At 45.0% G+C, this 14,821-nt stretch carries 16 protein-coding genes; 13 read left to right on the top strand and 3 right to left on the bottom strand.

Annotated features, from left to right (window positions below; translation table 11 throughout):
* Position 1 precedes the first annotated feature (1 nt).
* The 9 genes from E0Z06_RS10040 to E0Z06_RS10000 are packed head-to-tail and all read left to right on the top strand — an operon-like array spanning position 2 to position 7,654.
* Positions 2-739, top strand: a complete 738-nt coding sequence (locus E0Z06_RS10040) for a heme ABC transporter permease (RefSeq protein ID WP_132584293.1) — start codon at positions 2-4, stop codon at positions 737-739.
* Entirely contained in the window at positions 740-940 is a 201-nt protein-coding gene (gene ccmD, locus E0Z06_RS10035) for a heme exporter protein CcmD (protein ID WP_132584291.1), read from the top strand.
* The gene (gene ccmE / locus E0Z06_RS10030; RefSeq protein ID WP_132584289.1) at positions 940-1,440 is read left to right on the top strand and encodes a cytochrome c maturation protein CcmE; all 501 of its coding nucleotides are present in this window, start codon (positions 940-942) and stop codon (positions 1,438-1,440) included. Before ccmD ends, ccmE begins: the two co-directional genes overlap by 1 nt.
* Positions 1,441-3,414 (top strand): heme lyase CcmF/NrfE family subunit, encoded by a 1,974-nt coding sequence (locus E0Z06_RS10025; RefSeq protein ID WP_132584287.1) that lies wholly within the window; start codon positions 1,441-1,443, stop codon positions 3,412-3,414.
* The gene (locus tag E0Z06_RS10020) at positions 3,407-3,979 is read left to right on the top strand and encodes a DsbE family thiol:disulfide interchange protein (RefSeq protein ID WP_132584285.1); all 573 of its coding nucleotides are present in this window, start codon (positions 3,407-3,409) and stop codon (positions 3,977-3,979) included. The genes E0Z06_RS10025 and E0Z06_RS10020 overlap by 8 nt, the downstream gene beginning before the upstream one ends.
* The gene (locus tag E0Z06_RS10015) at positions 3,979-4,452 is read left to right on the top strand and encodes a cytochrome c-type biogenesis protein (RefSeq protein ID WP_132584283.1); all 474 of its coding nucleotides are present in this window, start codon (positions 3,979-3,981) and stop codon (positions 4,450-4,452) included. The genes E0Z06_RS10020 and E0Z06_RS10015 overlap by 1 nt, the downstream gene beginning before the upstream one ends.
* A complete protein-coding gene (gene ccmI / locus E0Z06_RS10010; RefSeq protein WP_132584281.1) occupies positions 4,449-5,645 on the top strand; it encodes a c-type cytochrome biogenesis protein CcmI in 1,197 nt (398 codons plus the stop codon). Before E0Z06_RS10015 ends, ccmI begins: the two co-directional genes overlap by 4 nt.
* Before the next feature lies 1 nt (position 5,646).
* Positions 5,647-6,435 (top strand): VacJ family lipoprotein, encoded by a 789-nt coding sequence (locus E0Z06_RS10005; RefSeq protein WP_132584279.1) that lies wholly within the window; start codon positions 5,647-5,649, stop codon positions 6,433-6,435.
* Between the two features lie 22 nt (positions 6,436-6,457).
* Positions 6,458-7,654, top strand: coding sequence for a serine hydrolase domain-containing protein (locus E0Z06_RS10000; RefSeq protein WP_132584277.1), 1,197 nt, complete (start codon positions 6,458-6,460; stop codon positions 7,652-7,654).
* Positions 7,655-7,789: 135 nt separating this feature from the next.
* Here E0Z06_RS10000 and rlmA read toward each other — a convergent pair whose 3' ends face one another.
* Positions 7,790-8,599, bottom strand: a complete 810-nt coding sequence (gene rlmA, locus E0Z06_RS09995; protein WP_132584275.1) for a 23S rRNA (guanine(745)-N(1))-methyltransferase — start codon at positions 8,597-8,599, stop codon at positions 7,790-7,792.
* A gap of 154 nt (positions 8,600-8,753) precedes the next feature.
* On the opposite strand from rlmA, the gene E0Z06_RS09990 reads away from it, so the two are divergent.
* Positions 8,754-9,077, top strand: a complete 324-nt coding sequence (locus tag E0Z06_RS09990; RefSeq protein WP_132584273.1) for a DUF440 family protein — start codon at positions 8,754-8,756, stop codon at positions 9,075-9,077.
* Between the two features lie 65 nt (positions 9,078-9,142).
* Here the strand turns inward: E0Z06_RS09990 and E0Z06_RS09985 are convergent, their stop codons facing one another.
* Positions 9,143-10,699 carry an oligopeptide:H+ symporter gene (locus E0Z06_RS09985; protein WP_132584271.1) on the bottom strand — a complete coding sequence of 519 codons (1,557 nt, stop codon included), beginning with the start codon at positions 10,697-10,699 and terminating at the stop codon, positions 9,143-9,145.
* Positions 10,700-10,847: 148 nt separating this feature from the next.
* Positions 10,848-11,150 carry a DUF6170 family protein gene (locus E0Z06_RS09980; RefSeq protein ID WP_132584269.1) on the bottom strand — a complete coding sequence of 101 codons (303 nt, stop codon included), beginning with the start codon at positions 11,148-11,150 and terminating at the stop codon, positions 10,848-10,850.
* A gap of 110 nt (positions 11,151-11,260) precedes the next feature.
* Between E0Z06_RS09980 and wecB the strand changes: the two genes are divergently transcribed.
* The 3 genes from wecB to tviB are packed head-to-tail and all read left to right on the top strand — an operon-like array spanning position 11,261 to position 14,759.
* On the top strand, positions 11,261-12,394 hold the full coding sequence (gene wecB / locus E0Z06_RS09975; protein WP_132584267.1) for a UDP-N-acetylglucosamine 2-epimerase (non-hydrolyzing): 1,134 nt from the start codon (positions 11,261-11,263) through the stop codon (positions 12,392-12,394).
* 32 nt (positions 12,395-12,426) lie between these two features.
* Positions 12,427-13,431: an SDR family oxidoreductase gene (locus E0Z06_RS09970; protein WP_132584265.1), complete on the top strand. Its 1,005-nt coding sequence runs from the start codon at positions 12,427-12,429 to the stop codon at positions 13,429-13,431.
* A 50-nt stretch (positions 13,432-13,481) separates the two neighbouring features.
* Positions 13,482-14,759, top strand: a complete 1,278-nt coding sequence (gene tviB, locus E0Z06_RS09965; RefSeq protein ID WP_132584263.1) for a Vi polysaccharide biosynthesis UDP-N-acetylglucosamine C-6 dehydrogenase TviB — start codon at positions 13,482-13,484, stop codon at positions 14,757-14,759.
* Positions 14,760-14,821: the final 62 nt, after the last annotated feature.

Below are 14,821 nucleotides of genomic sequence, written 5' to 3'. Positions count from 1 at the left end.
TATGTTTAAATGGTTGCACCCTTATGCTAAGCCAGAAACCGTATACCAGCTATGCGGTCGCTTTTATCCTTGGTTAATCGCCCTTGGCGTCGTGTTATTGCTAGTGGGTAATATCTGGGGCTTGGCCTTTACACCCGCTGATTATCAGCAGGGTGACAGCTATCGCATCATTCATATTCATGTACCTGCAGCCATTATGTCGATGGGCACCTATTCGGCTATGGCTATTGCTGCTTTTATTGCCTTGGTTTGGCAAATAAAGGTGGCGCAGTGGTCAGTACTAGCGATTGCTCCTGTTGGTGCAATATATACCGCCATTGCATTAATTACCGGTATGGCCTGGGGTAAACCCATGTGGGGTACTTGGTGGGTATGGGACGCACGTTTAACATCAGAGCTAGTTTTATTATTTTTGTATCTCGGGGTCATTGCATTAAGTGGCGCGTTTTCAGACCGGCAAACGGGCGCTAAGGCAGCATCTTTACTGGCTATTGTTGGCGTTATTAATCTGCCTATTATTCATTTCTCGGTAGAATGGTGGAACACCTTGCACCAGGGCGCGTCTCTTACCAAGTTTGCCAAGCCGTCAATTGACCCCAGTATGTTATGGCCGTTGCTTATTAGCATATTGGCATTCAAAGTCATTATGCTAGCGTTGGTGTGCTTGCGTTTACGCACCGCCATTTTGTTAAATGAGCAACACCGACCCTGGGTAAAAAACCTTGTGGAGGCACAATAGATGTATTTTCAGTCAATGGCCGATTTTTGGCATATGGGTGGCTATGCGTTATTTGTTTGGTTGTCGTTTGGCATTACTTATTTGTTATTAGTAGCGTTAACGGGTTATAGCCATTACCAACAAAAACAATTTAAACGTCAACTGCAATCAAGGTTGGCGCGCGAGCAACGTGTGAAGCAATATCAGGAGCAAACAAAATAATGCAGCCAAGACGTCAGAAACGTTTACTCGCTATCCTCGTGGTCATTGCCCTGTTAACCGGTGCCGTTGGTGCAATGTTATACGCATTACAGCAAAATATTGATTTGTTTTATACGCCATCGCAATTAATCGATGGATTGGGCAATGACAAGGTTAAACCGCAAATCGGCCAGCGCTTGCGTATTGGCGGCATGGTAGTTGTCGGCTCAGTAAAGCGTGATCCTAATTCGTTACAAGTGAGCTTTGATTTAGTCGACACTGGGCCGTTAGTGCATGTTACTTATAAAGGTATTTTGCCTGATCTGTTTCGTGAGGGCCAAGGCATAGTAGCGCAGGGTACACTAGTTGACGCCACTACCATCGAAGCCAACGAAGTATTAGCCAAGCACGACGAAGAATATATGCCACCAGAAGTTGCTGAGGCGATGAAAGGAATTAAACATGTGCCGCCGTCACAGCTTGATGCCAGCACAAATAAACCGACGCAAGGATCATACTAAATGATAGTTGAAGCCGGACAGCTGGCGCTTACCTTTGTTTTTGCCTTATCGTTACTGCTGGCAGTAGTGCCACTGCTGGGCAGCTTTACAGCTAATCAGCGTTTGCTGCTGTTGGCTAAACCGTTGGCGTTTGGTCAGTTTGCTTTTGCTTTAGTGGCAATGGCCGCATTAGTGTATGCATTTTGTAATAACGACTTTACCGTTATTAACGTGGCACAAAACTCCAGCTCTACTTTGCCTTGGTATTACCAAGTTACCGCAAGTTTTGGCTCTCACGAAGGCTCAATGTTGCTATGGGTATTAATGTTGGCGTTTTGGACAGCGTTGGTAGCGCAGTTTTCTAAAGCATTACCCTTGTTATTACAGGGGCGCATACTGGGTATCTTGGGTTTAATCAGTGCGGGTTTTGTTGCCTTTTCCTTGTTTATGTCTAACCCATTCTTGCGCAGTTTACCGTTCTTTCCGGTAGAAGGGCGCGACCTTAACCCATTATTGCAAGATTTCGGCATGATTATGCACCCGCCCATGTTGTATATGGGCTACGTCGGTTTTGCTGTGGCGTTTGCCTTTGCTATCGCGGCGCTGATGAGCGGCCGTTTCGACAGTGTGTGGGCGCGTTGGGTTCGGCCTTGGGCGCTGGCTGCGTGGTTGTTTTTAACCCTTGGCATTATGCTAGGTAGCTGGTGGGCTTATAACGAATTGGGTTGGGGCGGTTGGTGGTTTTGGGATCCGGTTGAAAACGCCTCTTTTATGCCTTGGTTAGTTGGTACGGCGTTAATTCATAGTTTAGCGGTAACTGAAAAGCGCGGCACCTTTAAAAGCTGGACCGTATTATTGGCGTTAGCGGCATTTGCCTTAAGTTTAGTCGGTGCATTTTTAGTGCGTTCCGGTGTGCTGGTATCGGTGCATTCATTTGCTACCGATCCTGGTCGCGGTTTGTATTTGCTAGTGTTTTTATTGCTGGTAGTGGGTGGCTCATTGCTGCTCTATGGCCGTCGGATGAATTCAGTGCGTAGCCAAGCTAGGTATCAGTTGTTCTCTCGTGAAATGCTGCTGTGGGGCAATAATATATTTTTGCTTACTGCCTGTTTAATCGTGTTTTTAGGCACCTTGTTTCCGCTATTTCATAAAGAGTTGGGCTTAGGTTCTATTTCTATTGGTGAACCATTTTTTAATCAAATGTTTTATTATCTTTCGATCCCCTTTGCGCTCTTACTCGGCTTAGGCCCTTGGGTACGTTGGAAACAACAGCAGGTTATGCCATTAATGCGTCCGCTTAGCTTAGTGGCAATAGCCGCATTAGCTATTGCTCTGGGCGTGTTATCTAGCATGCAAAGCGTGCAAGCAAACTTGGCCTTACTTGGCATGTTGTTAGGTGCTTGGGTGGGTATTTCCGCCTTAGCCGAGGTGGTGCTGCGCTTGCGTCAATTTGGTTCTATTGGTAAAGGCATCACTAAACTTAATGCGAGCCACTATGGTATGACCTTGGCGCATATCGGTTTTGCGGTACTGGTAATCGGTGTTGCTATGACCAAAACCTATACCACCGAGCGCGATGTTCGCATGCTAGAAGGTGATACCGCCACAGTGGCCGGCTATGAGTTTACACTAACCGATGTGTACGATTTAAATGGTGCTAACTATGGCGGGCAAGCTGCTGAGCTAGATGTACGGCAAAATGGCCAATTTGTTACCCATTTACACGCCGAAAAACGCTTTTATCGTATTCAACGTACGGTAATGACCGAATCTGCGGTACATGCGCGTTTAAGCCGTGATCTTTATGTATCGCTAGCTGAAGAGTTACCCGGTGGTGCTTGGGCACTGCGTATTCAAGTAAAACCCTTTGTGCGTTGGATCTGGCTCGGCGGTCTGTTAATGGCGCTAGGTGCACTATTAGCTTTGGCCGATAAACGTTATCGGCGAAAAACGACAACGACTGATGCAACAGTAGCGGGAGTAGCTGATGCGTAAAGTGCTGTTTTATGTACCCTTAGTTGCATTTTTGGCGTTAACGCTATTTTTACTTAGTGGACTGTTTTCTGATCCGCGTGAGCGCGAGTCAGCCAGTTTAAACAAAGCCTTACCTGATTTTGCCTTGGCTGATTTAATGCAGCCAAAAAAAATCTGGACGCCAGAAAAACTAAAAGGCGAAACCTATTTATTAAACGTCTGGGGCACTTGGTGTCCTACCTGTAACGCTGAGCTGGGTTATCTAGCCGAATTGCGTAAGCAGGGCGTAAAAATTGTTGGGCTGTATTATGAACTGCCGCGTGACCCCACCTTTGATGCACCGTTTAATCTTGCGGTATTACAGCAAGACGTACAGCAAAAATTAACGCAACAAGGCGATCCTTACCAATTTAATATGCTCGATATTAAGCGCAGCTTGTCGCTCGATCTTGGCGTTAGTGGCGCACCAGAAACCTTTATTATTGACGCTAACGGCATAGTGCGAGCGCATCATATTGGCGATATTAATCCTGTGGTGTGGCGCAGTAAACTGGCGCCGTTATATCAGCAGTGGAGAACGCCATAATGCGCTTACTCAGTTTATTCGCGTTATTCTGCTGGGTGTTGTTTAGCAGTGTTAATGCCTATAGCCAAGAAGTATTGCAGTTTGATAACGAACAGCAACGCCAATTGTATCAGCAACTTACTGCAGAGTTACGCTGTCCGCAGTGCCAAAACCAAAATATTGCCGACTCGCACGCCGTGGTGTCTGTTGATATGCGAGGCAAAACCTATCAGTTAATTCGCGAAGGTAAAAGTCGGCAACAAATACTCGATTATATGATTAATCGCTATGGCGATTTTGTGCATTACATTCCACCGGTTAATCGCTACACCTTGTGGTTATGGTTGCTGCCGTTACTGGTTTTATTGGCATTATTGGTTACGGGTATTGTGCGTCGCTCTCGTCAAACTATTGGTTCAGATGCTGCAGTACAACCTACGTCAGAGGCCGAGCTTGATCAGCTTATCGCCCGTTACCGGAGTAAAAAACCATGATTTGGCCTGTTTTAATTGCCGCTTTATGCATGTTGTTGTTCACTGCGCTATGTTTATTTTGGCCTAGACGTGCGGCTAATTTACCCCAGCAAACACCAAGCCAATTATTTGAAGAGCGGTTACAACTATTAGCCTTAGCAAGAGATAGCGGTGAGCTAGCCGAGCAAGATTTTGATAGTGCAGCCCAAGAGTTAAAAAGCCAGTTTTTGCAGAAAACACAGTCAGCCGCAGTTTTGTCAGCCAAACCAAGCTGGCAATTGCCGGCCGTGTTGCTGGTTATTGTTGCAGTGCTGGTTGGTGCAATTTATAGCCTCAGCGGGCATTACCAACAGCTAGCTGACTGGCAACAAGCACAGCAAAACCTAAAGCAGTATGGTGAGCGGGCGCTATCAAACCAAGGCGAGCCATTATCTGAGCAAGAAATTGAATGGTTTGCACTAGCGCTTCGCACGCGTTTAGCAAAAGAGGGCGATGATGCGGTAGCATGGATGTTACTTGGCCGTATTCGCTTATCACAGGGCGCGGTAGAGCAAGCGGTTGCTGCCTTTGAGCGCGCGCTGCGTTTAACTCCAGAACGTACGCCGTTATTGCTTAGCTATGCGCAGGCACTCATTTTGCTGGCCGATGACGCTAGCTTGGCTAGAGCTGGACGAGCAGTAGCGAAAATACTAACTAAAGAGCCAAAAAATAGCGATGCGTTATCGTTAATGGCGTTGATCGCCTATGAAAAAGGCGATCTCGCCGAAGCAACGAGTGCATGGCAGTTGTTATTAACGCAATTACCCCAAGACGATCCGCGCTACAGTGCGGTGCAGCAGCGCTTAAAAGAACTCGGCGTAAAAGTTGAAGTGGCTGGGCGTATTATTAACGTACGTTTAAACGTTGCACCTGAGCTAAAGCAAGCTAACCCAGACGCCAGTTTGTTTTTATTCGCCCGAGCGGTAGATGGCGCGGCCTTGCCGCTAGCCGTGCAGCGTATTCCCTTACCTGAAGGCAAGGTAGAACTGCAACTTACAGAGCAAATGGCCATGCAAGCCGGGTGGAGCTTAGCCAATTCTGATCAGGTTCAGGTTGTAGCACGTATGTCATTGTCAGGCACTGTTGAACAGCGTCCTGGCGATATTCAAACCGTGTCCGATACTTTACAGTTTACTCAGCAAAGCCTTACTATTTCTTTAACCTTGGAACCCTAATATGCGGCTTTCACTATTTAAATTAGCCCTAGTTTTAATTGTCTCAGTATTAGTTGGTTGTGCCAGCAAACCGGCACAACCTGCGCAAGAGGCTAACAATGCACCCCAGCAGCGTTACGTTGATAACCGTGATCCACTAGAAACCATTAACCGGCCGTTCTGGGATTTCAACTATGATATTTTAGACCGATATTTTTTGCGGCCAGTAACCGTCGGCTATATGGCTGTGGTGCCTAAACCTGCGCGCAAAAGCTTAGTGAATGTGGCCAGCAATTTGAACGAACCAGCCAGTTTTTTAAACGGCGCCCTGCAAGCTAAACCGCAAAGTGCCGCCATTAGCGCGGGGCGGTTTTTGGTTAATAGCACCTTGGGTATATTTGGCTTATTTGATGTGGCGACAAAAATAGGCTTAGTCGAACAAGACGAAGATTTTGGCCAAACACTCGCCGTATGGGGCGCAGGTAATGGGCCTTACCTCATGTTACCTGCACTTGGCCCTACCACAGTGCGCGATACCACAGGTAAAGTAGTCGATAATTTGTATTTTCCATTAGCATTGTTAAATGCGCCGCTGACGATAGCGCGCGGTGCTATCGCGGCACTTGATGGTCGTGAAAAGTTAATGTCGATGGAAAATATGTTAGATGAATCGCTAGACCCTTATGCCTTTATTAAAGAGTCATATTTTCAGTATCAACAATTTAAAGTGTTTGACGGCAACCCACCACAACCGCCAGAGCCTGATATTGACGAAGACGTATTTGATGATTTACTGGACGACTTAGATTAATGCCAACAGAAGCAAGGTCAACATGAAACCGCTTTTTTTTATAGTGCTAGCTTTGGCATTTAATGGCTTTGCTCAGGCCAGCGATGATGACGCTATAGCGCAGGGGGAAAATGAACTTGCTGCGCTAATCGCCGACTTTGATCAATACTATGCCGGTAAACTTAGCGAGCAAGATATTCCTGGCGGAGCTTATGCCATTGTGCAAGGTAATAAAATTATTGCTACTGCCGGTTTTGGTGTAAGGGAAAAAGGCCTACCTGAATTGGTTGACGCCAATACCGTGTTTCGTATTGCTTCAGTATCAAAAACTTTTGCTGGTGGCTTAACCAGTATTTTGGCCAGCGAAGGTAACTTTAACTGGGACGACAAGCTGGTAAAATACTTACCTGATTTTTCTTTTAAAACAAAGAAATACAATAGCCAGCTTACACTTGAGCATTTGTTATCGCAAAGTACCGGCGTAATGGCCAATGCCTACGATAACCTAATAGAAGCTAACGTGCCGCTTGATAAAATTTTACCGCAATTTAGTAAAATCGATCCGCTATGTAACCCCGGACAGTGCTACGGTTATCAAAATGTACTGTTTAGCTTAATTGATCAAGTTATTCAAAAAACCACAAAAAAAACGTACGCGCAATTATTAGAAGAACGCATTATAAAGCCGTTACAGTTACCCACGGCATCGGTAGGGCTAGATGGATTTTTTAGTACAGAAAATCGTGCCATGCCGCATGTGCGAGCCCGAGGTAAATGGCACCCAACTAAGGTTGCCGAGAGTTATTATCATTTCAGTCCAGCGGCAGGTGTTAACGCCAGCGCTATTGATCTTGGCTATTGGTTAATCGCCCAGTTAGGCCATAACCCTAAGGTATTATCTGAAGAATTATTAAAAACTATTACTAAAAAACGGGTGAAAACCCGTCGTGATTTGCGTCGTAAAGAATGGCGACGTTATTTAACTGATGCCCATTATGCTTTAGGTTGGCGGGTATATCAGTTTGGCCAAGACGAATTAATTTACCACGGTGGCTGGGTGCAAGGCTTTCGGGCGGAAATAGCGTATTCGCGCGAGCATCAGCTCGGTTTGGTCATGCTAATGAATGCCGAATCTAATTTAATTAACGAGCTAGGTACGTACTTTTGGTCAGGTGTATTAACAGCCATTCATCAACAGCAGCAAGACAAAAAAGACCAGTTAAAGGCTAATGCTGACTAGTTAGGTTAACGAACCGAGTTGCTCACGCCAACACGCCGTAAACCCATCCATGGGGGCTCGTTTCAGGCATCCATGCCTTCAACGGTTGGCTTAGAGCAAGTCGGTTCTCGCTTATTGGCACTGGGTAAGTTGGCTTTACAAAGATAACTGAGTTGTCTTTTGATATACATCGATCAGAAAATCGACGCTGATCAGCGGTACCGTATCGGCAAACTGCTGCTTTTGTTCAGCGGTAAACTTCCATGCCAAAGGCACCATTTGTATCAAGGCTAATACGTCATCAGCGTGTTTAAACTGCAGCTGAAATTGCAAGCGTTCTCGTTTTAAATGCGTAAAGCCAGTAATTGGTGCTATCGCATCGCTATGTAATTGCACGTTCGCATAAACAGCTTGTTTCATCTCAATTAAATGCCTTGGCCCGGGCACCACTGTTAATAAATGGCCCTCAGGCTTTATCACACGAGCTAACTCTTCGGCTTTTGATGGTGCATAAATACGTACTACGGCATCAAAGCTCTGCTCTGCAAACGGCAGTTGATACGCGCTGGCGACACTAAAGTTAATATTCGGGTAGGCTTTAGCCGCCCATTTAACAGCCGTTTTAGAAATGTCGACGCCATAAACTTGGCTTTTTGTTAACGCCGTTTCTATTTGTCCAGTGTAGTAACCTTCGCCGCAGCCTAAATCAAGCAATAAACGTGGATTAATACCGGCTAATATATCGGCTACAGCTTTGGCCAAAGGTTCGTACCAACCGGCTTGTAAAAACGTGCGCCGAGCTTGCATCATGTCCTTATTGTCACCGGGATCTTTAGAGTTTTTTTGCTGTACCGGCAATAGGTTAACATAACCCTCTTTAGCAATATCAAAGCTGTGATTGTTAGTGCATTGATACTGTTTAAGATTAAGTAATAATGGCGTTTGGCAAAGCGGGCACAGGTACATAATAAAATCTGCTTAGAAAAAAGGCCGCTAGTGTAGCAGCACAGCAGTGTTTTCGCCAAAGCCTTGCTATACTGCGCGCCAATAACCAGCTTGGGTAATTGCATTTACCCTAATGCAAGACCAGTGGCCTAAGTACAATATAACCGGAGCAGCAATGCAAGATTTAGAATTGTGGACGTTGGACGAATTATGTGACCATGCCTTCGATATTTTTGAAGAGTTGGCCAGCGAAAACCTGTCGGCTGAAGATTATGGCCAGTACCAGCAACATTATGAAAACCGAGGCTATGTTGACTTGGTTATTCCTAACGGTGACTGGGCCGATATGATGATGCAAGATTTAGAGCCAGAGCTGCATTACGAAGCGCAAATTGGTTTAACGGGTGAGGCGGGCGAAGCTGATATCGTTTTAGCGCGGATACTGCTTAGCCGAGAGAAATATGAATCTTTATGCCACGCCCAGTGGCGAGGCCAATAAAACCCACTGTCGGGGTCAGATCCAGAATTAACAAATGGATCTGACCCCCAAAGTTACAAAGTTAGTTAAGATATACCATGCATCCGTTTTTTCAGCCAAGGGCTAATAACTAGCATAAACACACCAACGGCTATACCAACATAAAATAAGAAGCTAAACAATTCAGTGTACGCCGCGAGTGCTTCACCTACGTCAGCTACTTCGCCAGCGTTAGTATCAATAGCCGCCAGTTTTGCCAATTGTGTTGCTAGCAGTTCAGAGTAGGCGGTGGCTAAGAACCAGCTACCCATCATTACACCAACTACTTTCGGCACGGCTAACTTAGTTACTGCCGACAAACCTACCGGCGACAAGCATAACTCACCCATAGTATGCAGTGCATAGGCTAACACTAGCCACCAAGCTGCAACGTATCCGGCATCGTTCGGGTGCGTGGCGCCATAAACTAAAGCACCAAAGCCTAAACCTGCTTGGATAATACCTAAAGCAAATTTAACCGGCGTACTAGGTTCTAGTTTACGTTTACCCAATGCAAACCATAGCCAAGCAAATAACGGGGCTAGGGTAATAATGAAGAACGCATTTAGTGCACCAAATTGCCCTGCAGTGGCTTGATAACCAAAGATATTGCGGTCTAGTACACGGTCGGCATAAAGTGTCATCGACGATGCCGATTGTTCAAACAACGCCCAAAATACCACCGTAGACATGGTTAAGATGATAAGTACAATCATCCGGTCGCGCTCTTCTTTATTACACTGGGTAACAATAAACCAAATAATGCCGACCAACACAATAAACGACAGGCCAATTAAGGTGCTGTGTACTACTGGGTTAAATTGCACCAGCTGCCAAATTACTACTAATGCCGGCAATGTGGCTAGATAAATTAACCATTCTTTATTAATGCCGGCAAATACCTTTTCTTTTAATAGCTTAGGATTAGCTGGCTCGGCATAACCGAATAAGTATTTTTGCCCAGTTAAAAATACAATTAAGCCCAATACCATACCGATACCGGCTAAGCCAAAGCCGTAGCCCCAGCCATAGGTTTCACCTAGGTAAGTAACTAATAACGTGGCAATAAAAGAGCCTAGATTAATACCCATATAAAAAATGGTAAAACCAGAGTCGCGCCGCGAATCTTCTTTACCATACAGTTGGCCAACAATGGTTGAAATGTTCGGTTTTAAAAAGCCAACGCCAATAATGATTAAGGCTAATGAGAAATAAAATACTTGTATCGCCTGATTGTCGCGAACCACAGCACCATTTTCCATGTAAGCCTGAAAGCCCTCATAAGCTAAGCCTAAATGGCCCAAGCACAGTAAAATAGCGCCAAAGGTTACCGCTTTGCGCATACCTAAATAGCGGTCGGCTAACATGCCGCCGATAACGGGCATCGCGTAAACTAAACCGGCGTAGCTACCTAATACGTCTAGGCCACCGGCATCACTAAACAAGTGATACTTAGTTAGATATAACAACAGCAAATATTTCATACCGTAAAACGAAAAGCGCTCCCACATCTCAGTGAGAAAGCACACATATAGCCCGACCGGATGGCCGAGAAATTGCGGTTGGTTAGCAGGTGCTGCCGCAATAGTGCTTGATTCAGTCATGAAAACCCCAGTTTTATTAGAATTATTAACCTAGTGTACTTTGCACTAGGGCGCGCCGATTATGCAGATCAAATAGCCGGTTGTCACCCTTAGGGACGCGGCAAAGCGATAAAAACTACGAGAAAAGTGCGATAGTAATGACAAAACTTTACGGGTTAGGCACTAATTGCTGACGTATTTTAGCAAAATGCTTACGGCATAAGGCAAAGGTTAAAGGTCGGGTAATGGCTGGGTACAATACAACAAGTAACACCGCGTAGCCCAGAATATACCAGCCAGAGCTTCTTGCCATTAGCAAAAAAAGCGGAGTTAAAATTAATAGCTTAATAATGTTCAGCGTAATTTTAGTTGGTACGGGCAATAAATTTGCTGCTTGGCGCACCACATCCATACGCTGAGCAAAATTTAAACCAGCCAGTTCGGGAATATTTTTACTGTTAAAATAAATCATCTAAAATCCTATTTAGCCATAGCTTCTGTGTGTAGTTTACCTTTTCACTCTATCGCTTTTAAAGGGCTTTTGGTAAGCTTTACGCCTTTCGCGCGATAAAAGGTAATGTAATGATTAAAGTTCTTAGTGTATTTGGCACTCGGCCAGAAGCCATAAAAATGGCGCCTTTGGTAAACTTGCTAAAACAACAGCCTGATATTGATAGCCGAGTCTGTGTTACTGGCCAACATCGCGAAATGTTAGATCAAGTGCTGCAGTTATTTGATATAAAACCCGAATATGACTTGGCGATTATGAAAGCCGGCCAAGACTTATACGACGTTACCACCAATATTCTGCTTAACATTAAGCCCGTACTGCGTGATTTTAAGCCCGATATTGTCTTAGTGCATGGCGATACCAGTACCACCTTCGCTGCCGCTTTAGCCTGTTATTACGAAAAAACAGCGGTAGGCCATATTGAAGCTGGGCTGCGTACCGGTAATATTTATAGCCCTTGGCCGGAAGAGGCTAATCGTAAGCTCACTAGCGCTATTACACGCTTGCACTTTGCGCCAACGACTAACTCAGAACATAACCTAGTGCAAGAGCAGGTTAACCCAGCGGATATTTTTGTTACCGGCAACACGGTGATTGATGCGTTGTTACAAGTGGTCGAGAAAATAGAAGCCAATAGCGAGCTAACAGCAGATTTTAGTAAGCAGTTTCCGTATGGCCAAAATGGTCGGCGTTTAGTGTTGGTTACTGGGCATCGTCGTGAAAGTTTTGGTAGTGGCTTTGAGCATATTTGTGCGGCATTAAAGCAAATTGCATTGCAATTTCCAGATTGCGATATCGTTTATCCTGTACATTTAAACCCCAATGTACGTGAACCGGTGTATCGCTTATTGTCAGATGCAAAAAATGTGCATTTAATTGCACCGCAAGATTACTTACCCTTTGTGTATTTAATGAGCCGCAGTACTCTAGTATTAACCGACTCGGGCGGTATTCAAGAGGAAGCGCCATCGCTGGGTAAGCCGGTATTAGTTATGCGCGATACTACTGAGCGCCCTGAAGCGGTAACCGCGGGTACGGTAAAGTTAGTTGGTGCTAATACAGAAATTATCGTTAAAGAAGTTAATAAATTACTGACTGACAAAGCCTATTACGATAGTATGAGCTTCGCCCATAACCCCTATGGCGATGGTAAAGCGTGTCAGCGCATTGTCGATGTCATTAGAACGCACGTCAGTGGCAGTTAGTCATTAATAGAGTGAAAAGTAGAGTGAAAAATATGGATGTTTTGCAACAACTTCAGTCGGCCCCAAAGCGCTGGTTGGTAACAGGTTGTGCTGGCTTTATCGGCTCTAATTTAATTGAAACCTTGTTAAAGGCTAACCAGCAGGTAGTAGGTTTAGATAATTTTGCCACTGGCCATCAACGTAATTTAGATGAAGTGCAGCAGTTAGTTAGCCCCGAGCAGTGGGCTAACTTTCAGTTTATCAATGGCGACATTCGCAATTTAACTGACTGTCAGCAAGCGTGTGCTGGTGTCGATTTTGTATTGCATCAAGCGGCGCTCGGTTCAGTGCCACGTTCTATTGCCGACCCTATCGCTACTAATCAAACCAATATAAATGGTTTTTTAAATATGTTGGTCGCCGCTCGCGATGCCAAGGTTCAGCGCTTTGTTTATGCGGCTTCTAGCTCGACTTATGGCGATCATCCGGCGTTGCCAAAAGTGGAAGACGTCATTGGTAAGCCGTTATCGCCTTATGCCATTACTAAGTTTGTTAATGAGCTGTATGCTGATGTATTTTCACGCAGCTATGGTTTTCATAGCATTGGTCTGCGCTATTTTAATGTGTTTGGCCCAAGACAAGACCCTAACGGCGCTTATGCCGCAGTCATTCCAAAATGGACCGCGGCGATGATTGCTAAGCAAACTGTAGTCATAAACGGCGATGGCGAAACCAGCCGCGACTTTTGCTTTGTCGCTAATGCCGTGCAAGCCAATATTCGCGCCGCATTAGCTAACATTGAGCACAGCGACGTATTTAACGTAGCTTTAGGGGATCGTACAACCCTTAACGAATTATTTAGTGCCATAGCACAAAGTTTGGCTGACAATAATATCCATTATACGCAACAACCCACCTATGCTGATTTTCGCGCGGGTGATGTACGCCATTCACAAGCGGATATTAGCAAAGCCAAACAACAACTTGGTTACGCTCCAGAGTACCGGATTAACGACGGTATTAAGTTAGCTATGCCATGGTATATTCAGCAGCATTAATTAATAGTGCATAAATTTTAACAACGTAAACGGATTTACAGGATCACAGAATGAAACATATCGCCGACAGTCGCATTGCTATTATTGGTTTAGGTTACGTAGGTCTGCCGTTGGCAGTAGAATTTGGTAAACATTACCCAACAATAGGCTTTGATGTTAATAAAGCCCGCATTGCCGAGCTAAAAAGCGGTGAAGATCATACCCTAGAAGTATCGAGCGAAGAGCTAAAACAAGCTGATAAACTTAGCTATAGCTGTGAACTGAATGACTTACGCCAAGCCACGGTATTTATTGTTACTGTGCCCACACCAATAGATAAGCACCGTCAGCCCGATTTAACACCATTAATTAAAGCCTCAGAAACCCTGGGTAAAGTTATTAAAGCCGGTGATATTGTTATTTATGAATCAACGGTATATCCAGGCGCGACCGAGGAAGACTGCATTCCCGTTATCGAGCGTATATCCGGCCTTAAATATAATGTCGACTTTTTTGCCGGTTATAGCCCAGAGCGAATTAACCCAGGTGATAAAGAACACCGCGTAACCACCATTAAAAAAGTCACCTCAGGCTCAACGCCACAGGTTGCCGATTTTGTCGATGCTTTATACGGCAGTATAATTACTGCTGGTACCTATAAAGCCAGTTCTATCCGTGTCGCTGAAGCGGCTAAAGTTATAGAAAACACCCAGCGCGATCTCAATATCGCCTTAATTAACGAGCTAGCCGTTATTTTTAATAAACTCGGTATCGATACCGAAGAAGTATTGTTAGCGGCTGGTACTAAGTGGAACTTCTTGCCGTTTCGCCCAGGCTTAGTTGGCGGCCACTGTATTGGTGTAGACCCATATTATTTAACGCATAAAGCGCAAACTATAGGCTATAACCCTGAGGTTATCTTAGCCGGCCGACGCATTAACGATAGCATGGGCCGCTATGTGGTAAGCGAACTGGTTAAAGCCATGATCAAACGCAGTATTCAAGTTAATGGCGCCAAGGTATTAGTTATGGGCCTTACCTTTAAAGAAAACTGCCCCGACATTCGTAATACTAAGGTTGTTGATATTCTTACCGAATTAAAAGAGTACGGCGTACAAGCTGACGTATACGACCCCTGGGTTGATAGCGCAGCGGCTGAGCATGAATACGGTATTAAGCTAGTCAGCGCACCGCAAGCGAATAGCTATGATGGTGTTGTTTTGGCAGTAGGCCATAAGCAATTTAGAGACTTAGGCGCAGCCGGCATTCGTGCATTAACAAAAACTAACAGCGTACTATATGATCTAAAATATATATTAAATACCACAGAAAGCGATTTACGGTTATAATCGCTGCTTTTTGTTAGGCAAAGCCATAGTTATTGGCTTGACGTTGTTATATTTCAGTAAAA

It is taken from the genome of Rheinheimera sp. D18 (assembly GCF_004345025.1).
GTDB lineage: Bacteria > Pseudomonadota > Gammaproteobacteria > Enterobacterales > Alteromonadaceae > Alishewanella > Alishewanella metallidurans.
This window is presented reverse-complemented; position numbering and strand designations above follow the sequence as displayed.